The 22,717-nt window shown below is 71.4% G+C and carries 22 protein-coding genes and 1 pseudogene; 18 read left to right on the plus strand and 5 right to left on the minus strand.

Annotated features, from left to right (window positions below):
- Positions 1-15 precede the first annotated feature (15 nt).
- Genes ACIQZO_RS30175 through ACIQZO_RS30215 form a run of 9 tightly spaced genes read left to right on the plus strand, consistent with a single transcriptional unit; the run spans position 16 to position 9,494 of the window.
- Positions 16-1,341 (plus strand): MFS transporter, encoded by a 1,326-nt coding sequence (locus ACIQZO_RS30175; RefSeq protein WP_403632012.1) that lies wholly within the window; start codon positions 16-18, stop codon positions 1,339-1,341.
- A 15-nt stretch (positions 1,342-1,356) separates the two neighbouring features.
- A complete protein-coding gene (locus tag ACIQZO_RS30180) occupies positions 1,357-2,610 on the plus strand; it encodes an ATP-grasp domain-containing protein (protein ID WP_403632014.1) in 1,254 nt (417 codons plus the stop codon).
- Positions 2,603-3,427, plus strand: coding sequence for a dimethylargininase (gene ddaH / locus ACIQZO_RS30185; protein WP_403632016.1), 825 nt, complete (start codon positions 2,603-2,605; stop codon positions 3,425-3,427). The genes ACIQZO_RS30180 and ddaH overlap by 8 nt, the downstream gene beginning before the upstream one ends.
- Positions 3,424-3,759: a hypothetical protein gene (locus ACIQZO_RS30190; protein ID WP_403632018.1), complete on the plus strand. Its 336-nt coding sequence runs from the start codon at positions 3,424-3,426 to the stop codon at positions 3,757-3,759. The genes ddaH and ACIQZO_RS30190 overlap by 4 nt, the downstream gene beginning before the upstream one ends.
- Entirely contained in the window at positions 3,756-5,534 is a 1,779-nt protein-coding gene (locus ACIQZO_RS30195; RefSeq protein WP_403632021.1) for an ABC transporter substrate-binding protein, read from the plus strand. Before ACIQZO_RS30190 ends, ACIQZO_RS30195 begins: the two co-directional genes overlap by 4 nt.
- On the plus strand, positions 5,534-6,037 hold the full coding sequence (locus ACIQZO_RS30200; RefSeq protein ID WP_403632024.1) for a YbaK/EbsC family protein: 504 nt from the start codon (positions 5,534-5,536) through the stop codon (positions 6,035-6,037). Before ACIQZO_RS30195 ends, ACIQZO_RS30200 begins: the two co-directional genes overlap by 1 nt.
- A gap of 5 nt (positions 6,038-6,042) precedes the next feature.
- A complete protein-coding gene (locus ACIQZO_RS30205) occupies positions 6,043-7,305 on the plus strand; it encodes an ATP-grasp domain-containing protein (RefSeq protein WP_403632027.1) in 1,263 nt (420 codons plus the stop codon).
- Between the two features lie 36 nt (positions 7,306-7,341).
- Positions 7,342-8,487, plus strand: a complete 1,146-nt coding sequence (locus ACIQZO_RS30210; protein WP_403632028.1) for an NAD(P)/FAD-dependent oxidoreductase — start codon at positions 7,342-7,344, stop codon at positions 8,485-8,487.
- Between the two features lie 29 nt (positions 8,488-8,516).
- Positions 8,517-9,494, plus strand: coding sequence for an MmcQ/YjbR family DNA-binding protein (locus ACIQZO_RS30215; RefSeq protein WP_403632030.1), 978 nt, complete (start codon positions 8,517-8,519; stop codon positions 9,492-9,494).
- 25 nt (positions 9,495-9,519) lie between these two features.
- On the opposite strand, the gene ACIQZO_RS30220 is transcribed toward ACIQZO_RS30215, so the two are convergent.
- The gene (locus tag ACIQZO_RS30220; RefSeq protein ID WP_403632032.1) at positions 9,520-10,983 is read right to left on the minus strand and encodes an NB-ARC domain-containing protein; all 1,464 of its coding nucleotides are present in this window, start codon (positions 10,981-10,983) and stop codon (positions 9,520-9,522) included.
- A gap of 269 nt (positions 10,984-11,252) precedes the next feature.
- On the opposite strand from ACIQZO_RS30220, the gene ACIQZO_RS30225 reads away from it, so the two are divergent.
- Entirely contained in the window at positions 11,253-14,426 is a 3,174-nt protein-coding gene (locus ACIQZO_RS30225; protein WP_403632192.1) for a BTAD domain-containing putative transcriptional regulator, read from the plus strand.
- Between the two features lie 75 nt (positions 14,427-14,501).
- Here the strand turns inward: ACIQZO_RS30225 and ACIQZO_RS30230 are convergent, their stop codons facing one another.
- Together ACIQZO_RS30230 and ACIQZO_RS30235 are read right to left on the minus strand one after the other, a co-directional pair.
- A complete protein-coding gene (locus tag ACIQZO_RS30230; RefSeq protein ID WP_403632035.1) occupies positions 14,502-14,681 on the minus strand; it encodes a hypothetical protein in 180 nt (59 codons plus the stop codon).
- Between the two features lie 84 nt (positions 14,682-14,765).
- A complete protein-coding gene (locus ACIQZO_RS30235; protein ID WP_403632037.1) occupies positions 14,766-15,671 on the minus strand; it encodes a hypothetical protein in 906 nt (301 codons plus the stop codon).
- A gap of 312 nt (positions 15,672-15,983) precedes the next feature.
- On the opposite strand from ACIQZO_RS30235, the gene ACIQZO_RS30240 reads away from it, so the two are divergent.
- Positions 15,984-16,520 carry a LysM peptidoglycan-binding domain-containing protein gene (locus tag ACIQZO_RS30240; protein WP_403632039.1) on the plus strand — a complete coding sequence of 179 codons (537 nt, stop codon included), beginning with the start codon at positions 15,984-15,986 and terminating at the stop codon, positions 16,518-16,520.
- Between the two features lie 81 nt (positions 16,521-16,601).
- On the opposite strand, the gene ACIQZO_RS30245 is transcribed toward ACIQZO_RS30240, so the two are convergent.
- Complete coding sequence (locus ACIQZO_RS30245; protein ID WP_403632042.1) at positions 16,602-17,309, minus strand: DUF5324 family protein; 708 nt, start codon at positions 17,307-17,309, stop codon at positions 16,602-16,604.
- A 147-nt stretch (positions 17,310-17,456) separates the two neighbouring features.
- Between ACIQZO_RS30245 and ACIQZO_RS30250 the strand changes: the two genes are divergently transcribed.
- Together ACIQZO_RS30250 and ACIQZO_RS30255 are read left to right on the plus strand one after the other, a co-directional pair.
- Complete coding sequence (locus ACIQZO_RS30250) at positions 17,457-17,984, plus strand: peptidylprolyl isomerase (RefSeq protein ID WP_403632195.1); 528 nt, start codon at positions 17,457-17,459, stop codon at positions 17,982-17,984.
- A 133-nt stretch (positions 17,985-18,117) separates the two neighbouring features.
- Positions 18,118-18,993 (plus strand): rhomboid family intramembrane serine protease, encoded by an 876-nt coding sequence (locus ACIQZO_RS30255; RefSeq protein WP_403632046.1) that lies wholly within the window; start codon positions 18,118-18,120, stop codon positions 18,991-18,993.
- Between the two features lie 115 nt (positions 18,994-19,108).
- Here the strand turns inward: ACIQZO_RS30255 and crgA are convergent, their stop codons facing one another.
- The gene (gene crgA, locus ACIQZO_RS30260) at positions 19,109-19,363 is read right to left on the minus strand and encodes a cell division protein CrgA (RefSeq protein WP_030383881.1); all 255 of its coding nucleotides are present in this window, start codon (positions 19,361-19,363) and stop codon (positions 19,109-19,111) included.
- A 91-nt stretch (positions 19,364-19,454) separates the two neighbouring features.
- On the opposite strand from crgA, the gene ACIQZO_RS30265 reads away from it, so the two are divergent.
- The 5 genes and pseudogenes from ACIQZO_RS30265 to ACIQZO_RS30285 form a co-directional block, all read left to right on the plus strand.
- Positions 19,455-20,228, plus strand: coding sequence for a DUF881 domain-containing protein (locus ACIQZO_RS30265; RefSeq protein WP_403632048.1), 774 nt, complete (start codon positions 19,455-19,457; stop codon positions 20,226-20,228).
- Entirely contained in the window at positions 20,200-20,982 is a 783-nt protein-coding gene (locus ACIQZO_RS30270) for a class E sortase (RefSeq protein ID WP_403632051.1), read from the plus strand. The genes ACIQZO_RS30265 and ACIQZO_RS30270 overlap by 29 nt, the downstream gene beginning before the upstream one ends.
- Before the next feature lie 89 nt (positions 20,983-21,071).
- Positions 21,072-21,248, plus strand: a complete 177-nt coding sequence (locus tag ACIQZO_RS30275; RefSeq protein ID WP_403632054.1) for a hypothetical protein — start codon at positions 21,072-21,074, stop codon at positions 21,246-21,248.
- Positions 21,245-21,883, plus strand: coding sequence for an aminodeoxychorismate/anthranilate synthase component II (locus tag ACIQZO_RS30280; protein WP_403632057.1), 639 nt, complete (start codon positions 21,245-21,247; stop codon positions 21,881-21,883). The genes ACIQZO_RS30275 and ACIQZO_RS30280 overlap by 4 nt, the downstream gene beginning before the upstream one ends.
- 143 nt (positions 21,884-22,026) lie before the next feature.
- Positions 22,027-22,704 (plus strand): annotated as a pseudogene (locus tag ACIQZO_RS30285) (class E sortase); the annotation flags it as partial.
- Positions 22,705-22,717 lie beyond the last annotated feature (13 nt).

Genomic DNA, 22,717 nt, shown 5'->3' on the forward strand with positions numbered 1-22,717 from the left:
CCCCCGAGGAGCACTGTGTCCACCATCGCCCCGCCCCGTCCCAATCGGGCAGAACGACTGCTCATCCCCGCGACCTTCATCACCAACCTGGGCAACGGCATCCAGCTCACCGCCGCCTCGTACCTGGTCTTCACCGAGGCCAACACCATGCTGGCGGTCAGCTGGCTGATGATCGCCGTCACCATCCCGCAGGTGGCGCTCTCCCTGTTCTTCGGCAAGCTCGCCGACCGCTTCGACCGCCGCACCCTGGCGATGATCTCCGACCTGGCCAGCGGGGCCGCCGCGATCGGTCTGCCGGTCTGGCTGGCCCTCGGCGGTAACCCCTCGACCGTCAGCTACGTCGCCAGCTTCATCCTGTCGATCTCCGCGGCCCTCTTCTTCCCGGCCAGCAACGCCCTGATCAAGGAGCGCATCCCGGAGTCCCGGCTCGCCCAGTTCAACGGCAACGCCGAGATCGCCATCCAGGCCGGCACGCTCGCCTCGGCGGCCCTCGGCGGCTGGGTGATCGTCTGGGTCGGCACCACGTCGCTCTTCTACTTCAACGCGATCACGTTCCTGCTCTCCGCGGTCCTGCTGTTCCTCATCGGCCGCCGCCCGGCCGGCCAGGCCGTCACCGAGGCCGCGGCCAAGGCCGCCTCGGCCGCCGCCGCCCGTCTGGCCGCCGCCCGCCCGCCGCTGGCCCGTCTGGCGCTGCTGTACATCATCGGCAACATCGTCATCATCGTCGGCAACAGCATCATGCTGGTCCTGGTCATCGAGGGCTTCAAGTCCAACGCCGGCTACCTCGGCATCGTCGACGCCCTGTTCGGCATCGGCGCCCTGTTCGCCGCCTGGGCCTTCAAGAAGATCAGCTCCAAGGCCACGGTGCTGAAGACGGCCCTGATCGGCTACGTCGCCTTCGCGGTGCTCCTGTCCATGGAGTCCGTCCACCTCTACGCGATGATGGCCGTCATCCCCTTCGCCGCCATCGCCTTCTGCGTGGCCCGCATCTCGGCCCGTACCGCCCTGATGAGCGCGGCGCCCGAGGAGAAGACGGGCTTCGTGTTCGGCGCCACCAACGCCTTCGGCCTCGCCGCCGGTACCGTCGCCGTCGTCCTGATCTCGCTCCTGGTCGACTCCACCAACGTGAAGAACGGCTTCTACGCCCTCTCCGTCCTGGTCGTCATCATCGCCTCCCTCACCGTCCTCTCGCTGCGCAAGCACGACCGTGAGGTCGCCGCCGCCGAGGCTGCCGCAGCCGCCGAGATCGTGTCCGAGCCGGTCGCCGCCACCGTCGCCGCCACCGTCACCGAGCCGGTCACCGAGGCCGTACCGGCCGAGGCCGTACCGGCCAAGGTCTGAGGGGGGTCGGCACAGATGAAGCTGCTCGCGATCGAAGCCAGCCAGAACGCCACCTACTACATCTCGCGCTACCGGCAGATCGAGGCCCTCGGGGCCGAGGTCCACGTCCTCAACGGCATAGGCACCGAGGACTTCTGGGACGCGGACCGCTACCGGATCGCCGGATCCAAGCACATCGAGGACATCGTCACGGCCGCCAAGGTCTGGCACGCGGAGGAGGAGTTCGAGGGGGTCCTGACCTTCTCGGAGTCCGGGGTCGTCACGGTGGCGGTCGTCGCCGAGGCGCTCGGCCTGCCGAGCATCGGCCTCGAGGCCGCCCGCACCAGCCGCAACAAGTTCCTGATGCGCCAGGCCCACGAGCGCGGCAGCGCGGCGCACCCCGGCTTCCGGTACGCCCCGGACGTCGAGGCCGCCCTGCGGGCCGGCGAGGAGCTCGGCTACCCGCTGATCCTGAAGCCCACCCTGGGCGCCGCCAGCAACTTCGTCTTCAAGGTCGACGACCCCGAGGAGATGAGTGCCCGCTTTGCGGACGCCACCTCGGGCATCGAGACCATGACCTGGGCCCTGATGGAGGCCGACGGACTGGACCTCGGTCCGAACGGGATCATCATCGAGGGCTACCTCGACGGCCACGAGCACCTCATCGAGGCGCTGGCCTGGGACGACGAGGTCTACCTCGGCTCCATCGTGGACCGGATCACCGTCGAGAGCGGCACTTTCGACGACGATGTCCACCACGCGCCCAGCTCCCTGACACCCGAGCAGGTCGCCGCGGTCCACGAGGTGGTCCGGGACGCGGCCCACGCCCAGGGCCTGCGCCGGTCCGTCCTGCACGCCGAGGTGAGGTTCCACCAGGGCAAGCCCTTCATCCTGGAGATAGCGATCCGTCCCGGCGGCGGCGGCCTCGACCACATGGCGCGGATCAGCGCCGGCCACGACCCCATCCAGTGCGTGTCGGACGTGGCCCGCGGCATCAGGCCGGACGTGTCGCACTACACGCCGACGGACGTGCACACCGCCGCGATGTGCCTGATCAGCGGGGCCGGCACGGTCGAGTCCATCGAGGTGCCGACCGAGGTCGCCGAGGACCCCGCGCTGTTCTTCCTCAAGATCACGGCCGCGGCGGGCACCGTCATCAAGCGTCCGCCGGCGGGCAACAACATCCTCGGTTTCATCGGAGCCACCGGCACCTCCCTGACCCAGGCGCTGACCACCGCGCACATCGCGGCCGGCCGCATCAGCACCGAGATGAGGCCGGAGCATGGCTGAGCCCCCGCGGCGTACGGCCACCAAGCGGCACTACCTGATGTGCCGGCCGACGCACTTCGAGGTGACCTACGCGATCAACCCGTGGATGAACCCCGACAAGCCGATGGACGCCGGCCTGGCACTGGCCCAGTGGGAGCGGATCCGGGACCTGTACCTCGGGTTCGGGCACGAGGTCTCCTTCATCGACCCGGTCCCGGGCCTGCCGGACATGGTGTTCTCCGCCAACGGCGCCACCGTGGTCGACGGCAAGGTACTGATCGCGAAGTTCCGCCACGAGGAGCGGGCGGCCGAAGCCGACGCCTACCGGGCCTGGTTCGAGGAGCGCGGATACGCCGACCTCCTCGTCCCGCAGTACGTCAACGAGGGCGAGGGCGACTTCGCCCCCGCCGGCCGGCGGATCCTGGCCGGCGCGGGATTCCGCAGCGACCCCGGCGCGCACGAGGAGCTCCGCGCGTTCTTCGGCCTGCCGGTGGTCGGCCTGACCCTGACCGACCCCCGCTTCTACCACCTGGACACCGCGCTGTTCGTCCTCGACGAGGACCTGGTGGCGTATTACCCCGCCGCCTTCTGCGAGGAGAGCCAGGAGGTGCTGCGCGAGCTGTACCCGGACGCGATCCTCGCGACCCGCCAGGACGCCGACGCCTTCGGCCTCAACGCGGTGAGCGACGGACTGAACGTGGTCGTGACGGAGACCGCCACCCACCTGATCGACGAGCTGCGCGCCCGCGGGTTCGCGCCGCACCCCGTCGACATGTCCGAACTGCTGAAGGCCGGCGGCGCGGTCAAGTGCATCACTCAGGAGATACGACACCGGTGATCGACTACGACGGCAGAAGTTTCCGCAACACCGGCTACCCGTCCGACGAGGACGCCCCCGTGGGCCACTACCGCCAGGAGGGCGACCTGCTCTGGGCCGACTTCGACGGTGGACCCGTCCGCAGGGGCTCCCTGAACGGGCGCGTTGAGCCCGACGGGAACCTGGAGTTCGCCTACACGATGGTCCTCGCCGACGGCGAGGTGGTCGCCGGGCGGTGCTGGAGCACCCCCGAGTTCCTGGACGACGGACGGATCCGGCTCAACGAGCGCTGGGAGCGTTACGGAGCCCATTCGGACAGCGGCGAATCCGCACTGGAGGAGGTACCGAGATGACCCCGCCCACCACCCCGCTCCGCGGGGGCAGCGTGACCTGGGCCTGCACCAGCGGCTTCAGCCCGGTCTTCATCTTCCCGTTCACCCCGGGCGAGTACTACGGGGTGGCCAACCTGCACGAGTTCCAGACCCTGATGTACCGCCCGCTGTACTGGTACGGGACCGGCGGGCAGCCGACGGTCGACTACGAGCGCAGCCTCGCCGAGCCCCCGGAGTGGAGCGAGGACGGCCGCACGGCGACGATCACGGTCAAGCCGTACACGTGGTCGAACGGCGAGAGCGTCAACGCCGACAACGTGATGCTGTGGATGCACCTCCTGGAGGCCGAGAAGGACAGCTTCGGCGGCTACACGCCGGGCTTCTTCCCGGACAACCTGGCCGGCTACGAGAAGGTCGCCGAGGACAAGGTCAGCTTCACCTTCGACCGCGCCTACTCGCACAACTGGGTGCTGATGAACCAGTTCAGCACCATCACCCCACTGCCGAAGGCCTGGGACCGCACCGGCGACGACCGGCCGGCCGACGCAACCCACGACCCGGCGCAGGCCTCCGCCGTCTACGCCTACCTGCGGGCCTGCAACGACGAGCGTAAGAGCTGGGACACCAGCCCCGTATGGAGTGTTGTCAACGGACCCTGGAAGCTGAGCAGTTACACGATCGACGGCATATCCGGCGAGGCCGTCCTGGTGCCGAACGAGACCTACTGCGGCCCCAACAAGCCCTACCTGGACGAATTCCGGCTGGTGCCCACCGGCTCCGACACCGAGCAGTACGAGATGCTCCGCCGCGGCCCCGAGGCCCTGGACGGCGTGCAGATCGGCTTCCTGCCCTTCGACGAGGTCACCGAGCCGGCCGAGGACCCGCTGCTCGGCGGGCCCAACCCGCTCGGCGAGCACTACGACCTCGTCCCCCAGCTCACTTACAAGATCCATTACTTCCCGATCAACTTCAACAACCCCACCGTCTCCGGAAAGATCTTCAAGCAGCTCTACTTCCGCCAGGCCCTCCAGTCCTGCCTGGACTCCCGGGGCGCCATCCGCGACGTCTACAAGGGCTACGGCTACCCGACCACCGGGCCGATCCCGGCCCTGCCCGACAGCCCGCTGCTCTCGCCCGCCGCGCACGAGGACCCGTACCCCTTCGACGTCGACAAGGCCCGTGCCTTCCTGACCGAGAACGGCTGGGACACCAGCACCACCCCGGCGCTCTGCGTCCGCGAGGGCACCGGACCCGCAGAGGCGGGCGAGGGCATCGCGGCCGGCACCCCGCTGCGGTTCTCGATGCGGTACGCCCAGGGGCACGAGACGCTGACCGCCGTCATGCGCAAGTTCGCCGCCGACGCCGCGAAGGCCGGCATCGAGATCGTGCTGAGCGAGGTGGAGGCGAGCGTCCTGGTCCTGGAGGACACCACCTGCACCCCCGGCCCCGACAGCCCGTGCCTGTGGGAGTTCAGCGACTGGAACGGCGGCTGGGGCTACGGACCCGGCTTCTACCCGACCGGTGAGGCGCTCTACTCGACCGGCTCCTCGGTGAACTTCGGCAGCTACAGCGACCCGAAGGCCGACGAGCTGATCGCGCGCACCGTCGTCAGCGACGACCTGGAGGACCTGTACGCCTACCAGGACTACATGGCGCAGCAGGTCCCGGTCATCTGGATGCCCAACTTCCCCTTCCGCCTGCTGGAAGTGGCCAACAACCTGAAGGGCGTGGCTCCGATCAACCCCTTCGGACTGATCAATCCCGAGGACTGGCACTACGTCGGCGAGGTGCTCTGATGTACCAGCGATTGATCGACCTCCTCGACGGCCATCAGGCCCGGTACCGACTGATCGACCACGTCGCCGAGGGCCGCACCGACCTGGCGAGCGTCCTGCGCGGTCACCCGCTGGACCAGGCCGCCAAGTGCATCGTCGTCCGCGTGAGCATCACCAAGCGGGTCGGCAAGTACGTGCTCGCGGTGGTTCCCGGCGACCGGCAGGTCGACCTGGAGGCGGTCGGCGCCCTGTTCGGCGGCGGGCGGACGGCCTTCGCCACCCCCGAGATCGCCGAGCGCCTGGCCGGCAGCGTCTGCGGCACGGTGATGCCGCTCAGCTTCCACCCCGATCTGCACCTCGTCGTGGACGAGGGCCTGATCCTCACCGAAGAGATCTATTTCAACGCGGCCCGCCTGGACCGCTCCGTGGCCCTGTCCACCCCCGACTACCTGGCCATCGCCCAGCCGCAGCTCGCGGCGATCGCGACGGCCGGCGCCCGGGTCCTGACCCACTCCGCGAGGTGACGAAGATGACTGATGACGCCAGCACGACCGATGACGGCGTGGTGATCCTGGTCGGCAGCGGACAGCGCGCCTACCGCGAGTACCTGCTCGCGGGCGCCGCCCGGCGCCGCCCGATCTGGATCCTGGACGCGGTGGACCCGACCTGGCAGGAACAGTACGTTCGGGGCTCCACCACGGTGGAACTGCTCGACCGCGCCCGCCTGGTGCCCGACACGGAGGGGCTGATCAGGGCCGCCGAGGCGGTGGCCGCCGAGCACCGCGTGGTGGGCGTGTTCAGCTACGACGAGACGCTCGTGGTGACCACCGCGCTCATAGCCGAGCGGCTCGGACTGCCCGGCCTGACCTCCCGTGGCGCGGACAACTGCCGCAACAAGCACAACACCCGGCAGCTGCTGACCGCCGCCGGGATGCCCCAGCCGCACTTCGCCTACGTGACCGACGCCGAGGCGGCCCTCGCCGCGGCCGACTCCTTCGGCTACCCGGTGGTCCTCAAGCCCCGCGGCATGGGCGCGAGCATCGGCGTCATCCGGGTCGACGACGCGGCCGGGGTCCGGGCGGCCTTCGAGGTCGCGGACGCCGCCGGCCGCGGCGGGAACAGCGACTACGAGGGCGGGGCGCTGGTCGAGGAGTGCGTCATGGGCCCCGAGATCAGCATCGACGGTGTGGTCTTCGACGGCGCCTGGACCCCGCTCTTCCTCGCGCACAAGGAAGTGGGCCTGGCCCCCTACTTCGAGGAGACCGGGCACGTGGTCAGCGCCACCGACCCGCTGCTCGCCGACGAGGAACTGCTGGGCATCCTGCGGGACGCCCACACGGAACTGGGCATCGGCTACGGAATCACGCACACGGAGGTGAAGCTCACCACCCGCGGCCCGGTGATCATCGAGGTGAACGCCCGCCTCGGCGGAGACCTGATCCCCTACCTCGGCAGCCTCGCCACCGGTGTGGAGCCCGGGGAGCTGGCCGCGGAAGTGGCCGCCGGCGTTCGCCCCGAGTGGACCCCGACGCAGAGCCGCACCGTGGGGATCCGCTTCCTGTACCCGCCGGAGAACGGCACGGTCCGCTCGGTCGACGTACCCGCCACCGCGGACGTGCCGGGGCTGCTGGAGACCAACGTGATGGCGGCGCCGGGCACTTCGCTGCTGCTGCCGCCCGAGGGCTACCTCAGCCGCTACGCCAACCTGATCTGCGCCGGCGACACCGTCTTGAGCTGCGAGGAGTCCCTCGCCAAGGCATCCGCACTGACCACGATCGTCCTCGACAGCTGACCCGTCGGCGCAACGAAAACTGAAGGGAGGTGTGTGATGTCGACGAGGGTGACAGTAGTGGGCGGCGGAGTGATCGCCCTGCTCACGGCGGTCGAGTGCGTGCTCGACGGGCACCGGGTCACGATCGTGGACCAGGGCCCCATCCCGCACAGCAGAGCCACCTCTTTCGACCAGCACCGGATCCTGCGGGCCCTGCACCCCGCAGACCCGCGGACCACGGCGGCCGCACTGCGTGCGCACCGGCGCTGGGTCGAACTGGAGGAGCTGTTCCTGACGAGGTTCTACGAGCAGGTCGGCTCGCTCACCGTGCTGCCGCCGGCGGCGGCTGCGGACGCGGCGGCCATGCTGGAGGACGCCGGAGGCAGCGCCAGGGAGCTCACCGCGGCCGGCCTCGCCGACCGCTATCCGCACCTGCACGTGGGCGGCGGCCTCGGCGCGGTACTGGAGGACCAGGCGGGTGTGCTGCTCGCCGAGCGGGTCCTCGCCGCCTGCGTCGGCTGGCTGAAGTGGCAGCGGGGCATCGAGCTGATCGAGCACCGGGCCGTGACCGCCGTCGACGGCGAGAGCGGCAGCGTACGACTGGTGGACGGGCAGGTGCTGCACAGTGACGCGGTGCTCGTGGCCGTCGGCCCCTGGTCCCGTGACCTGCTGCCGCAGAGCATCTCCGAGCGGCTGACCCTGTACCGGCAGTCCCTCCTGTACTGCCGGGTGCCCCGGCAGCAGTCGCAGGCCTGGGCGCGCACTCCGGCCATACCGGCCCTGGGCACCGAGGGCGGAGCCTGGCTGATCCCGCCGGTGGCGGGCACGGCCCTCAAGCTCACCTCGGCCACCGCCTGCCGCGTGGTGGACGAGCTCACCGACCACGGCACCGACCCGTACTGGCAGCGCCGGCTGGAGAAGGAGTTCGGGGACCTGCTGCCCGGCTTCGGACCGGCCTGGGTCACCGCGGCCAAGGACGCCTACTACACGGCCTTCACCGAGACCGGCGGTCCGCTGCTGGTCGCCCTCGGCGGCGCGGGATACGCGTACGCGGCCTGCGGTGGCACATCCTTCAAGTTCGCGCCGCTCATCGCGCGGTCGCTCGCCGACCGGCTGATCGGCAGGAGTCCGTCGCTGATCGGCCTCGGTGCCCTCGACGGGCCGCCGCTGGACGTCCACACCCCGCAGCTCGCGGGTCTGTGAGCCGGCGGCCGGAGGTGAAGGAGCGGGACGTGGCAACGGTGGAGGACGTACGGCGGCTCGCGCTGAGCCTGCCGAGGACGCAGGAGCACCTGATCCGGGACCGGGTGAAGTTCCGGATCGGCGGCATCGTCTATCTCGCGCTGTCCCGGGACGAGAGCGAACTGGGCTTCGCCTTCCCCAAGGAGGAACGGGCCGCGCTGGTCGCCGCCGAACCGGCGAAGTTCTTCCTGCCCCGCGCGTCCGATCTGCGCTTCAACTGGGTGGAGTCCCACCTCGGAGCCCTGGGACAGGACGAGTTGACGGAGCTCGTGACCGAGGCCTGGCGGATGGTGGTCCCCGCCAAGGTGGCCCGCGCGCACCTGGACCCGCCGGCCGCGCCACCGCTCCCGCCGCCGCCGTCCCTCGCCGAACTGCGCTCATCGGCCGAGGTGTTCAACGGCTTCGCGGGCGTGGACCGCAGCTGGCTGGCGCTGCGTACGGAGACCGGCTCCGCGCTCGACCTCTCGCTCGCCGCGCACCGCACGGCCCTGCACCGCTGGCTGAACTCCTGGGGCTGCCGCATCCGTTACCCGCGCGAGGGCGAGCCCGACACCTTCGGCGAGGGGCTCGGCGCCTGGTGGGAGCGGCACACGCTGCCGGACGCACCGCTGGCCCGGCTCACCGCGCGCGACCTCTCCCGGCTGGCCGCGGCCTACGAGGAGCTGGCGGCGCTGGCGATCGGCCGCCGCAGCCTCGGCCCGACCGCCGCGTCCAAGGCGCTGTACGCGCTGCGCCCCGACTCGGTCATGCCGTGGGACGCGGCCATCGCGCAGCGGCTGTACGGGGCCCGGGACCGGGCCGCCTTCGCCCGTCACCTGGAGCTCGGCCGGACCTGGGCGCGTGCCGCGCTGGACGAGGGCGGCGGCCTGCCGGAGGCGGACCTGTGCGCCGAGCTGGGCCGGCCCCGGGTGTCCCTCGCCAAGGTCCTCGACGAGCACCTCTACGTCACGATCACGTACGGGGCGTGAGCCCGCGGGCACCCCGCGGGCCGGGCTACCTCGACTGCCGCGCGGGCGCCTGGTCCCGCGCCGCGGCCGGCGCGGGGTCCTCCTCGGTCGGGTCGGGCTGCGTCAGCGCGTACGCCCGGGCCATCGGCGTCAGTCCGTACTGCCCCGGCAGGTCGGAGTGGTCGAGCAACCCCGCGTCGAGGAGCCGTTCGAGCAGGTCCTCCACCGGTTGCGCGGAGCGCTCGACCAGCATGGCGAGCGCGTCCGCGGACTCGTACACCACGTTGTCGACGGAGGGCGGGTTGTCGGAGCCCGCGAACTGGCGCAGCATCAGGCGGGCCCACGGGGTCAGCAGCCGGTAGGCGCTGTCGAGGCGGCTGCTCAGCGCGTCGTCCCCGACCTGCAGCCGGGCCAGGAAGCGGCCGGGTGCCCCGTGGGCGCTCCTGGCGCTCTGCCCGTCGCCGAGCAGCTCCGCCACGGAGTCCTGGAGCATCCACTCGGGCCGGGCCGCGATGCGCCGGCCCGCCAGGTTGAGCGCCAGCGGCAGGTCCCCGCAGGCGTCGGCGAGGCGCAGGCATGCACGCGGCTCGCTACCGACCCGGTCCGCGCCGATGATCCGGGCGAGCAGCTCCATCGACTCGTCACGGTCCAGTGCGGGGAGCCGGATTCGGCCAATTCCGTCGAGGCCCAGTAGCCGCGATCGACTGGTGATGATGATGCGGCTCTCGGGCGCCGCGATGAGAAGTTCCCGAATCTGGCGCTCGTGCTGGACTCCGTCCAGCACCACGAGCAGCCTGCGCCGGTTGAGCAGTGATCGGTACAGGCCAATTCTCTGGCCGGGATCGTTCGGGATCCGGTCGGTGGGGATGCCGAGCGCCTCCAGGAAGCCGCCCGCGATCCCGGCGGCGTCCTTGCGTCCGTCCGCGGCCGGGTCGAGGTTCGCGTAGAGCTGCCCGTCGGGCAGGTTCACGGCGAGTTCGTGGGCGAGCCGCAGGGCGAAGGCGGTCTTGCCGACGCCGACCTGTCCGCTGATCACCAGGGGCGCCGCGGCGCGCTGTTCCCCGTACGAGGGGGCGGTCAGCGCGCGGGCCCGCTGGAGCAGGTCACGCCGTCCGACCAGGGGCTGAGCCTCCATCGGCAGCTGGGCGGGCGGCGGCAGCACGGCACGTACCTCGGCCGCGCGCAGCTCGTTCTCGTGGTGCTGCTGAACCGCCTTGACCGCCGGGCGGGCCGCTCCGTCGTCCCCTTCGGCGCGCGCCGCCTCGTGCCAGCGGCGCTCCCAGCTGGCGCGGTCACCGCCGCAGGCCTCGGCGAAGGCGAGGGCCACCTGAAGGGTCGGGAGGCGGTAGCCGGCGGCCGCGTCGGAGAGCACGGACGCGGAGAACATGGCACGTGTGGCCATGTCACGGTAGCCGGGACTGCCCGCCGCCGTCCGCAGCCTGCGCAATTCCCGGGCGAACGCGGTGACTGGTCCGGCATCGGGGGCCAGTGGTCTCTCCAGTCTTCCCACAGCCTGCTCCTTCGGTACTCGCTCCGTGTGCTGCCTGCTCCGGGCCGCTCGTGAACTGTCCGTGTCGCCCTTCCTGATCTGCTACCGGATGCTTACCGCGTGCTAGGGGTAACCCCTATGATCCGGTTGGCATGACCTGGCCAGGGGTCTTGTTCTTTGGGGGTGGATGTCCGATGCCGGGGGCGGATGCGGATTCCGGGGAGAGACGAAGCGGAGTGCCTGTGGGGGGCAAGCTGCGCTTCAACGTCCTCGGATCGCTTGAGGGATGGATGGACGAGGTACGGCTGAGGCTGGGGGGAGCGATCCAGGAACGGGTCCTGTGCATGTTGCTGCTCGAGGCCGGCCGGGTCGTGCCCGTCGCACGGCTCGTCGAGGCGACGTGGGAGAAGGACCCGCCGGTGACCGCGGCGCACCAGGTCCGCAAGGCCGTCGCCGACCTGCGCCGGCGGATACCCACCGGCAGCGAGGTGATCGCCACCGACGGGCCGGGATACCGCGTGGTGGTGGCGGACGACCAGCTCGACCTGCTGGAGTTCGACACGCTGACGAGGTCGGCCGCCCGGTCCCTGCGGGAGGGCGGGCAGGCCGAGGCCGCCGAGGCGCTGCGGACCGCCCTCGCGCTGTGGCGCGGCGCGGTCCTGTCCGGCACGGGCGGACCGGTGATCGAGGCCGCCGCGACCGCGCTGGAAGAGCGCCGACTGGCCGCCGCCGAACAGTTGTTCGACCTGTGCCTCGCCCTGGGCGAGAGCGGTGAGCTCATCTCGGGCCTGCGGGCCCTGATCACCCAGCACCCGCTGCGGGAGACGCTGCGCGGGCAGCTGATGCTCGCCCTGTACCGCTCCGGGCGGCAGGCCGAGGCGCTCAAGGAGTACGGGGAGGTCCGCGGGCTGCTCGTGGACGAGCTCGGGATCGACCCGGGCCCCCGGCTGGCCAGGCTGTACGAGGCGATCCTGCGCGACAGTCCCGAGCTGGCCGCGCCCGACCGGCCCGCGCCGGCGCCGAGGGCGCTGCCCGTGCCCGTCGCGGTGCCGGTCGCTGTTCCCGCGCCCGCGCCGGTACCGGTGGTCGCCGCGCCCGTACCTCCGGCTACCGAGCCGGCGGCCCCCGCGGCGCCGGAGCCCGAGCCGGTCCGTGCCGTGGCGCCGCTGCCCGAGGGCGCGGCCCCCGAGGCCCCGGCCCCGGCGGGAACGGTCCGGGAAGAGCCGGGAACGCGGGCCGCGCCGGCCGACGCCCCGTGCACCCTGCCGTACGACCTGCCCGACTTCACCGGCCGCGCCAAGGAGCTCGCCGAGCTCTTCGACTACGTGCGGGACGAGGGCCGGGGCAGCGACCGGTACGCCCGGATCGTGGCCATCGACGGCATGGGCGGCATGGGCAAGACCACCCTGGCGGTGCACGCAGCGCACCGGCTGGCCGACCGGTATCCCGACGGGCAGCTCCACATCGACCTGCACGGATTCACCCCGGGCCGGGACCCGGTCACACCGACCGCCGCGCTCGACAGCCTGCTGCGGACCCTCGGTACGCCGGGCGACCGGATCCCCGAGGACCTGGAGGGGCGCACCGCCCTGTGGCGGTCGAAGCTGGACGGCCGGCGGATGCTGCTGCTGTGCGACAACGCGGTCGACGCGGCGCAGATCAGGCCCCTGTTGCCGGCCTCGCCCGGCTCGCTGGCCCTGATCACCAGCCGCGGACGGCTGCTGGACCTGGACGGCGTCGAGTGGGTGTCCATCGGGATGATGGAGCCCGAGGACAGCACCAGCCTGATGGCGGAGACCCTCGGCTCGACCCGGGTGGCCGCCGAGCCCGCGGCCTCCGCCGAACTGGCCGAGCTGTGCGGCCACCTGCCGCTGGCGCTGCGGATCGCGACGGCCCGGCTGCGCAACAGGCCTCGTTGGACGGTGCGTTACCTGGTCGAGCGGCTGCGCGACGAGAAGCGCCGGATGGACGAGCTCAGTTCGGGCGAGCGCAGCGTCGCGGCGACCCTGCGCCTGTCCTACCTGGCGATGGACGAGGAGTACCGGACCGCGTTCCGCATCCTCAGCCTGTACCCGTGCGCCGGTACCGACGTCCATTCGGCGGCCGCGCTCCTCGGCACGGCCGTCCGCGACGCCGAGGACGCCTTGGAGTTCCTGCTCGACGTCCATCTGGTCCAGCAGCCCGACATCGGCCTCTACACCTTCCACGACCTGGTGCGCAGTTTCGCCCAGAGCCTGCGCGGCCCGGCGACGGCGGACGACGACGCGGCGGCGGTCGAGCGGCTGCTCGGCTACTACATGACGACCTCGGACGCGGCCTGCGAGGTGCTGTTCCCCGGGCGCGAGCGCCGGCCCACCGGTATACCGCCCTACCAGGGCGAACGGCCGCACTTCAGGGACGCCGAGCAGGCCGTGAGCTGGTTCGACCGGGAGCAGGCGGGACTGCTGGCGGCCGTGTCCCTGGCCGAGCGGTCCGGCCACGACCGGTACGCGGCCTGTCTGAGCCGCAACATCGGCTTCCACCTGCACACGCACGGGCAGCTCGACGAGTTCTGGAGCGTGGGGCACCTCGCGGTCGCCGCCGCCCGCCGGCTCGACGATCCGGCGCTCCTGGGCATCAGCCTGGCCAATCTGGGCGCGGCCTGCTGGAAGCTCGGCCGTTTCGAGGAGGGGCTGGAGGTGGCGCGGGAGGCGCGCGACACCGCGGTCCGCGCCGGGGACCGGCACACCGAGGCGAACAGCGAATCGACCATCGGGCTGCTGCTGTCGATGCTCGGGAGGTACGGGGAGGCCCTCCCCCTGCTCGAGCGGTCGGTGGCCGCCGCCCGGGAACTGGGCAACCTGCGGGCGGAGTCGGAGAGCCTGACCACCCTCAGCACGCTGTACGAGCGGTGGGGCCGCTACGCGGAGGCGGCCGCGGCCGCCGGCCGGGCGATCGAGATCGACCACGACCTCGGCTACCGCAGCAACGAGATCGTGGCCCTGACCGACATGGCCTTCGCCCAGGTGGGGCTCGGCGAGTACACGGACGCGGACGCCAGTCTCAAGCGCGCCCGCGACCTGTGCGACGAGACCAGGTCACCGGGGGACGTCGCCCTGGTGCTGGCGCTGTCCGCCCAGGTCGCGCACGAGCGGGGCGACGGCCCGCAGGCGCGCGCGTTCGCCGAGCGCTCCCTGGTGCTCGGCCGCACCAGCGGCGCCCCGATCAGGCTCGCGAAGGTCGAGAACGTCCTGGGCCAGCTGCACATGCTCTGGGGGGAGCACGACGTGGCGCTGGCCCTGCACGCCCACGCCCACAAGATCGCGGCGCCGATGAGTTTCCGTGCCGAGGAAGCGTCCGCGCTGGTGGGACTCGTGCAGGCGGCCGAGGCGCTCGGGGATTTCGCGGCCGCGGCCGGATACCGCACGACCGCCGAGGAGTTATTCGATTTCATGGGCCTGCCGGAGCACCGCCGGACCTACTGACCCCGTACGCGTGAAGTGCCCCGCACCAAAATCCGGTGCGGGGCACTTCTCTGTCGTGCGGGGCAAGCGGCCGGTCTAGCGGGGGGACGGGACCGGGGTCGGGGCCGGGGAGGCGACACCGGGGCCCTTGTCGTCCGCGAGGACCTGGTAGCCGGAGGGCTGACCGGCGTCCGCCGGGCTGCTGACCGTCACACCGACTCCGATCGCCAGAGCCGCCGCGATGATCCCGATCAGTCCAGCCAGCTTGCTGCGCATAGGTTGTCCCCCTGGTGTGTACCCGGTGCGGCTCCCGTGTGGTGCGGTGGCCGCTCTCGACAAGACAAAGAGTGGCCGAGGCCCTTACCGGTCCGTTCCCCTCTCGATCCCGCTCGCCGCCGCGCTGCGGGAACGGCGCTTACCGGCCTGTTCCCGGTCCGGCTCCGTGGCCGCGGCGATCCGTGATCCCCGCGCGCTGACCAGCACATCCGTCCTCGTGGTGCCCGACTCGTATCCGGCCAGATCGAGCAGGGCCCGGACCGTCGCGCGGATCCCGGCCTGCTCCGCGTCGTGGAGCGGCGCCGCCGTTCCCTCGGGTGCGATGTCGGCCACCAGGTGCATGCCGTCCACCGTCAGCGTCTCCACCCGGAACTTGGCGCCCGTCAGGAGTTCTTCGACGAGATAGGGGGCCGAGTGCCGTGCGGTCACCGCCTGTTCGGCCCACCGGGCGAGTCCGGGACGGTCGTGCACCGGGACGGTCCACCAGCACCCGCTCTTGTCGGCCGACTTGATCACCACCGGCAGGGGGAAGTCCTCCGCCAGCGAGCACGCCTCGGTGACCGTCTGCGCCTCCTCGGCGCGTACGGCCGAGGTCCGGCTCTGATTGAGGATGCGCCGGATCGTCACCGCGTCCGGCAGTCGCCGCGCCTGCCTGCCCCGGCTCGTGGAGAGTTCCCGCACCACCTCCTCGGCGGCGGCCGCGGACCCCCTGCCGAGGCCCTTCTCGAGATCGCTCGCGAGGTACAGCACCTGGCCGATCCCGTGGGTGAGGACCGTGTTCGTCAGCAGGGTGCGCAGTGCGGCCGCGTCGTCGAAGTCCACCCGCAGCCGGCGCTGCGGGGGCAGCTCCGCGGGCAGTCGCGCGTCCGCCGACCGGGGCCCGGGATCCGACACCACCCAGATGTCCAGGCCCGCCACGATCGCGGCGCTCACGAGCCCGGGTCCGGGCCTGACCAGCACTACCCGCTCCGCGGCCTGTCTGATGATCACAGAAATCTCCTCCATCGTGTCTCACGAGGGTGGTGTCCGACCTTCCCGGTCCCGTCCCTTCGCGGTCCCGGCCCGGCGACGGTGTACGGGCCGGCGACGGTGTACGGGCCGGCGACGGTGTACGGGCCGGCGACGGTGTTCGGGCCGGCGACGGTGTTCGGGCCGGCGACGGTGTTCGGGCCGGCGACGGTGTTCGGGCCGCGCGCCTGTCCCCCGGACGGCCCCGTCGCAGGGCCGCGCGGCGCCCGGTGCAGGACAGTGGAGGGGAGGTATCGATACCAGGGGGCACCATCACGCCGGAGGCGTACAGACATGGGACTCTTCGACTTCCTGAAACACGACAAGAAGAAGGCGGACGCCGCCGCCGAGAAGGAGCAGGTGGAGCAGCGGGCCGGGGACGCGGGGAGGACCTCCGCGGGTTCGGCCGCCGATGCCGCTTCGGTCACCCGGGCCGCCGCCGAGCGGATGGCGGCCGCGGCGCCCCCCAAGGCGGCCCCCGCCACCCCCACCCCCACGTCCGCCGCGCACAAGGCCGTGCCCGCCACCCCCCGGTCCACCGCGATGCCGAAGCCCGGGGCCTCCTCCTCGGCCGCGCCGGGCGCCATGCACACGCCCACGCCGCATTCGGCCGCGCACAAGGCGGTACCCGCGGCCCCGGTGCCGGGGCCCGTGCCCTCCGCCAAGACGCGTACCTACACCGTCCGGTCCGGCGACTCGCTTCCCGAGATCGCCCGTCGCGAGCTGGGCAACGAGGCACGCTGGCGCGAGCTCTACGCCATCAACCGGGGCGTCGTCGGTGACAACCCCGACCTCGTGCGCCCGGGCACGGTCCTCACCCTCCCCGGCTGACGGCCGCGCACGCGGAGCGGGACGCGAGAAAAGGGGCCCGGAACCTGGTGACAGGTTCCGGGCCCCTTCGTGTGGCGCCGTTCAGAGCTGCTTGTCGTCCGGCTCCGACTCGGCCTCGCGCTCCTTCTCCGCCAGCTCGTCGTCGAAGCTCGCCGGCGCCGCGTCGCGCGCCGACAGCTCGGTGGCCGCCGGAGGTTCGACGAGCCAGTCCGGATTCGACTGCTGGTCCCACCACTTCCACACCGCGAAGGCGGCACACGCCAGTACGCCGACCAGAGCGGCCCCGCGCAGGATCTTGCCGTTGCGCGCGCGCCGTTCATGACGGCGCACCAGCTTCTGGACCTCCTTGGCCGTCACCTGGCCGCGCAGTGCCGCGATGGCCGCGGTCGAGCGTGACGCGGCCTCCTCGGCCACCGGGGTGGCGGCCGCGATGGCGCTCTCGATCTTCGGCTGGGTGTAGTCGGCGGCCTGCCGCGCCGCCCGGCGCGCCTGCGTCGCGGCCCGGTCGACGGGGGGCGGGACATGGGCCCGCGCCGCCTTGATCCGGGGGTGCAGATGGTCGTCGTAGGTCGTACGGGCGTGGTGGGCGGCGCTGGTCGCCGCGTACGAGACCTTGGGTGCCAGGCGTTCGTTCGCTTCCTGGGCGTAGTGCACCGCGGCATCCCTGGCGGATTCCGCGTACGGTGCCACCACTTCCGTCGCGTGCCGCACGCTCTCCCTGGCACTCTCGGCTGCCAGGCGCATGCTCTCCTTGCCGGTCACGGGATCCTCCTCCTCGGTGGCGGACACAGTTCACCTTTCCACCCTTTGTCGGATCATGCCTGCCATATCGCGGACAGGCATGCGTGACAGGGCATACGGGTGGACGATTTCAGTGCCGCGGAGCGCTCCGTGCGACCATCTGGACCGACAGTGATGACTATGGAAGGCAGATCCGTGGCCGAGAAGCTCTACGCCACCCTCAGGACGACCCATGGCGACATCGAGGTCGAGCTGCTGGAGAACTTCGCTCCGAAGACCGTCCGGAACTTCGTCGAGCTCGCCACGGGCGCCCGTGAGTGGACCCGGCCCACCGACGGTCAGAAGACCACGGACCCGCTGTACGACGGCACCGTCTTCCACCGCGTCATCAGCGGCTTCATGATCCAGGGCGGCGACCCGCTGGGCAACGGCACCGGCGGGCCCGGCTACCGGTTCGCCGACGAGTTCCACCCCGACCTGGCCTTCACCAAGCCCTACCTGCTCGCCATGGCCAACGCCGGCCCGGGCACCAACGGCTCGCAGTTCTTCATCACGGTGGCGCCCACCGCCTGGCTGACGCGCAAGCACACCATCTTCGGCGAGGTCGCCGACCCGGCGAGCCAGAAGGTCGTGGACGCGATCGCCGGCAGCGCCACCAACCCGCGCACCGAGCGCCCGCTGGACGACGTGATCATCCAGTCCGTGGTCGTCGAGAGGCGCTGACCTCCCGCGCGCACCCCGGCCCGGACCCCGGCCCAGAGCCGTTCCGGGAACCTTTCCGCCCCGCTCGTCCGTACTGGATACGTACCGGACCGGCGGGGCGCGCCCCCTGCCTCGCCGCTGATCGAGGGAACCGATGGACACCGACCGTCTGCCGGGCTGCTACCGCCACCCGGACCGCGACACCGGAATCACCTGCACCCGCTGCGAACGCCCCATCTGCCCCGAGTGCATGATCAGCGCCTCGGTCGGCTTCCAGTGCCCCGAATGCGTCCGCGAGGGCTCCGGCACCGGACATCGTCCGACCGCGAACGCACCGCGCACCATCGCGGGCGGCGTGGTGGCCGCCGATCCCCACCTGGTCACGAAGATCCTCATCGGGATCAACGTCGTGGTGTTCCTCGTGGCCCTCTCCGACCCGGTGCTCGCGCGGGAGCTGGCGCTGTACGGCCTGTACCGGGACTACTTCGGCGGCACCCTCCACGGGGTGTCCACCGGCGAGTACTACCGGCTGCTGACCTCGGTGTTCCTGCACACCGAGTGGTGGCACATCGCCGGCAACATGCTCGCCCTGTGGGTGATCGGCGGTCCGCTGGAAGCGGCGCTGGGCCGGGTCCGCTACCTGGCGGTCTTCCTGCTCTCGGGCCTGGGCGCCAGCGCCCTCGTCTATCTGCTGACGGCGCCGAACGTCGCGACGCTCGGCGCCTCGGGCGCCGTTTTCGGCCTGCTCGGCGCGACCGTCGTGCTGGCGAAGCGGCTGCGGTACGAGATGCGGCCCGTGATCACCATGGTCGTGCTGATGCTGGTGCTGACCTTCGTACCGCTCGGCGGATCACTCTCCGTGTCCTGGCAGGCCCATGTGGGCGGCCTGGTCACCGGTGCGCTGGTGGGTCTGGGCATGATCATGCCCACGGCCGGCAGGAATCGCGCACTCGTGCAGTGGGGCACCTGCGCCATGGCGTTCCTGCTGGCCGCGACGGTGGTCCTGGTGCGCACCGCGGAACTCACTTGATCACACCGGCGTCAACTCTCCACAGAGTTATCCACAGATCTTCTGTCTTTTCCTCAGGTGTGGATGACGCTGTGGATAACTCATGGGGAGAGCTTCCATCAGGGGCTGTGGGGTGCTACTTCCACTGCGTGGATACGCCGAATCCGGCAGCAATGAAGCCGAAACCGACCACAATGTTCCAATTGCCCAGTGCCTCGATCGGCAGCTGGGTCTCGGTCACGTAGAACACGACGATCCACGCGAGTCCGATCAGGAAGAACGCCAGCATGACCGGAGCGACCCAGCTGCGATTCGTGAGCCGGATGCTCTGCGGCTGCCGCGTGGGCGGCGGCGTGTAGTCGTCCTTCTTGCGGATACGTGACTTCGGCACGAGGGGCTCTCCTGTCGATGCGCTGGGGACCTTGCCTGCCCCGGGCGTCCGTTAGCGTAGTGGACCTGTGGCGTTGAAGGAGAAGGGTACGTTGAGCAATTCCGACGACTCCTCCGTGGGTCCCCGTCGCCGGGCCAGGCCGGTCCGGCTGCTGACGGCTGCCGTCTTCGCCCTGGCGGGGCTGCTCTTCGTCACCAGTTTCAACACCTCCAAGGGTACGAACATCCGAACGGACGCATCACTCCTGAAGCTGTCGGACCTCATCCAGGAGCGCAGCCAGGACAACGCGGCGCTGGAGCAGAGCACCGCGGCGGTACGCGGCCGGGTGGATTCCCTCGCCGAGCGTGACGACGGCAGCACCAAGGCCGAGGACGCCAAGCTGGCGGCCCTGCGCGCGGCCTCCGGCACCGAGGAGCTGACCGGCAAGGGGCTGACGGTCACGCTCAACGACGCCCCGCCGAACGCCACCGCCCGTATCCCCAACGTGCCCGAGCCGCAGCCCAACGACCTGGTGATCCACCAGCAGGACCTGCAGGCCGTGGTCAATGCCCTCTGGCAGGGCGGGGCGCAGGGCATCCAGGTCATGGACCAGCGGCTGATCTCCACCAGCGCGGTGCGCTGCGTGGGCAACACCCTGATCCTCCAGGGCCGGGTCTACTCCCCGCCCTACAAGATCTCGGCCGTCGGCGACCCGGCCGCGCTGAAGAAGGCCCTCGCCGCCTCCCCGGCCCTGCAGAACTACCAGCTGTACGTGAACGCGTACGGGCTCGGCTGGAAAGTGGACGAGCACAAGGCGCTGACACTTCCCGGCTACTCCGGCACAGTGGACCTCCACTATGCGAAGCCGGTGGCGCCCACCCCGTGATCGGGTCCGTCCTGACGTCGTACTGCGCCTGGTGGTGCGGACCTTCAGCGAGGTGTGCCTGACGGCGGGCACCCTGATCGTGCTCTTCGTCGCGTACGTCCTGCTGTGGACCGGGGTCAAGGCCGACCGGGCCATGGACGGGGAGAGGGACCGGATGCGCGACCGCTGGGCGGCGGCCCCCGCCCCGGACGCCCCTGCCGCCCCGCCCCCGGCCGCCGCACAGCGGCCGACGCCTTCGCCGGCCCCGCCCGGCCCGCCGCCCGCGGCGGAGCCCGAGCGCTACCCGGCCGGCCGGGCCTTCGCCGAGATGTACGTCCCGCGCTTCGGCCGGGACTGGGTCAAGCCCGTCCTGGAGGGCACGGACCCCGAACTGCTGAAGAAGGGCCTGGGCCACTACGCCGCCACCGCCCGCCCGGGCGCCGTCGGCAACTTCTCGGTGGCCGGGCACCGGCGCACCTACGGGGACCCCTTCAAGGACTTCCCCGACCTGCGCCCCGGCGACGAGGTGATCCTCAAGGACGCGAGCACCTGGTACACCTACACGGTCCGGGGCGGCCCCCTGCGCACGCTGCCCACCGACGTCGCGGTCGTCGACCCGGTCCCGGAGAAATCACCGTTCACGGCGCCCGGCCGCTATCTGACGCTGACCACCTGCGACCCGGAATGGGGACACAGCCACCGGCTCGTCGTCTGGGCCGAGCTGACCGGGACCCTGGCCGCCGACCGGGGCCGACCGGAGGGTTTGTCCGGGTGACCCACCCTTTCGGGCCGCTGCCTTTAGTCTGTTCGCGTACCGCCCCCGCGGTGCGTTGAACGAATGTGGACGAAAAGGAATCAGGCGGCATGTACGGCTGGATCTGGCGGCACCTGCCGGGAAACGCGTGGATCCGCGCGCTGATCTCACTCGTACTGGTCCTCGCGGCGGTCTTCGTGCTGTTCCAGTACGTCTTCCCGTGGGCCGAGCCGCTTCTTCCGTTCAACGATGTGACGGTGGACGAGGGATCGGGAGTCACTCCGTGAGCGCGCGCATTCTGGTCGTGGACAACTACGACAGCTTCGTCTTCAACCTGGTCCAGTACCTCTACCAGCTCGGTGCCGAATGCGAGGTGCTGCGCAACGACGAGGTCGGGCTCGCGCACGCGCAGGACGGCTTCGACGGCGTGCTGCTGTCCCCCGGACCCGGTACGCCGGAAGAGGCGGGCGTCTGCGTCGACATGGTCCGCCACTGCGCGCGGACGGCCGTTCCCGTCTTCGGCGTCTGCCTCGGCATGCAGTCGATGGCGGTCGCCTACGGGGGCGTCGTGGGCCGGGCTCCGGAGCTGCTGCACGGCAAGACCTCACCCGTGCTGCACGAGGGCCTCGGGGTGTTCCAGGGACTGCCGTCGCCCTTCACCGCCACCCGCTACCACTCCCTCGCCGCCGAGCCCGGGACGCTGCCCGACGTGCTCGAGGTCACGGCGCGGACCGAGGACGGGATCATCATGGGCCTGCGCCACCGGGAGCACGACGTCGAGGGTGTGCAGTTCCACCCCGAGTCGGTGCTGACCGAGTGGGGGCACCGGATGCTCGCCAACTGGCTGGTGCGCTGCGGGGACGCGGGCGCCGTGGAGCGCTCGGTGGGGCTGGCCCCGGTGGTGGGCAAGGCCGTCGCGTGACCGCGGTCGCGCCGTCCGCGCCCACGGAGGGCCGGGCCGCGCGGCGCAGGGCGGCTCAGGAGGCCGCGAAGCAGGCCGCCGGACGGACCCGCAGGCGGGGCGGGCGGCGGCGCAGGCGGCCGGCCTCGGGCGGCCCGGTGGTCATCGCGAGCCGGCTGGGCGGGGAGCTGTTCATCACGCTGGGCCTGGTGATGCTGCTGTTCGTCGCCTACCAGCTCTGGTACACGAACCTCCTGGCGGAGCGGGTGGCGAACGGCGCCGCCGGATCGCTGCGCCAGACCTGGGAGAAGGACCCCGGCGGCTCCGGGGCCGCCGCGCCGCCCGTGACGGCCTTCGAACCCGGCCAGGGCTTCGCGATCCTGCACATCCCGAAGCTGGACGTGAAGGTCCCGGTGGCGGAGGGCATCAGCAAGCCGAAGGTGCTGGACCGGGGCATGGTCGGGCACTACGGCGAGGGCGCGCTGAAGACGGCGATGCCGGCCGACAAGCAGGGCAACTTCGCGGTGGCCGGACACCGCAACACCCACGGCGAGCCGTTCCGCTACATCAACCGGCTGGTGGCCGGGGACCCCGTGGTGGTCGAGACCCGGGATGCCTACTACACGTACGAGATGACCTCGTCGCTCGCGCAGACCCCGCCGACGAACGTGGCGGTGATCAAGCCGGTGCCGGAGGGGTCGGGATTCACATCCGAGGGCCGGTACATCACGCTGACCACCTGCACCCCGGAGTTCACCAGCACCTACCGGTTGATCGTATGGGGCAGGATGACCGAAGAACGCCCCCGCAGCCAGGGCCCGCCGCCCGCGCTGACCAGTTAAGGACGAATCAGCA

The organism is Streptomyces sp. NPDC097617 (assembly GCF_044761485.1).
GTDB lineage: Bacteria > Actinomycetota > Actinomycetes > Streptomycetales > Streptomycetaceae > Streptomyces.

Bases quoted from the DNA above. Each gene is read 5' to 3' on its own strand.
- ACIQZO_RS30180 (WP_403632014.1), top strand. From the start codon at position 1,357: ATGAAGCTGCTCGCGATCGAAGCCAGCCAGAACGCCACCTACTACATC.
- ddaH (WP_403632016.1), top strand. From the start codon at position 2,603: ATGGCTGAGCCCCCGCGGCGTACGGCCACCAAGCGGCACTACCTGATG.
- ACIQZO_RS30195 (WP_403632021.1), top strand. From the start codon at position 3,756: ATGACCCCGCCCACCACCCCGCTCCGCGGGGGCAGCGTGACCTGGGCC.
- ACIQZO_RS30200 (WP_403632024.1), top strand. From the start codon at position 5,534: ATGTACCAGCGATTGATCGACCTCCTCGACGGCCATCAGGCCCGGTAC.
- ACIQZO_RS30205 (WP_403632027.1), top strand. From the start codon at position 6,043: ATGACTGATGACGCCAGCACGACCGATGACGGCGTGGTGATCCTGGTC.
- ACIQZO_RS30210 (WP_403632028.1), top strand. From the start codon at position 7,342: ATGTCGACGAGGGTGACAGTAGTGGGCGGCGGAGTGATCGCCCTGCTC.
- ACIQZO_RS30225 (WP_403632192.1), top strand. From the start codon at position 11,253: ATGGACGAGGTACGGCTGAGGCTGGGGGGAGCGATCCAGGAACGGGTC.
- ACIQZO_RS30230 (WP_403632035.1), bottom strand. From the start codon at position 14,681: ATGCGCAGCAAGCTGGCTGGACTGATCGGGATCATCGCGGCGGCTCTG.
- ACIQZO_RS30240 (WP_403632039.1), top strand. From the start codon at position 15,984: ATGGGACTCTTCGACTTCCTGAAACACGACAAGAAGAAGGCGGACGCC.
- ACIQZO_RS30255 (WP_403632046.1), top strand. From the start codon at position 18,118: ATGGACACCGACCGTCTGCCGGGCTGCTACCGCCACCCGGACCGCGAC.
- ACIQZO_RS30270 (WP_403632051.1), top strand. From the start codon at position 20,200: ATGCGAAGCCGGTGGCGCCCACCCCGTGATCGGGTCCGTCCTGACGTC.
- ACIQZO_RS30275 (WP_403632054.1), top strand. From the start codon at position 21,072: ATGTACGGCTGGATCTGGCGGCACCTGCCGGGAAACGCGTGGATCCGC.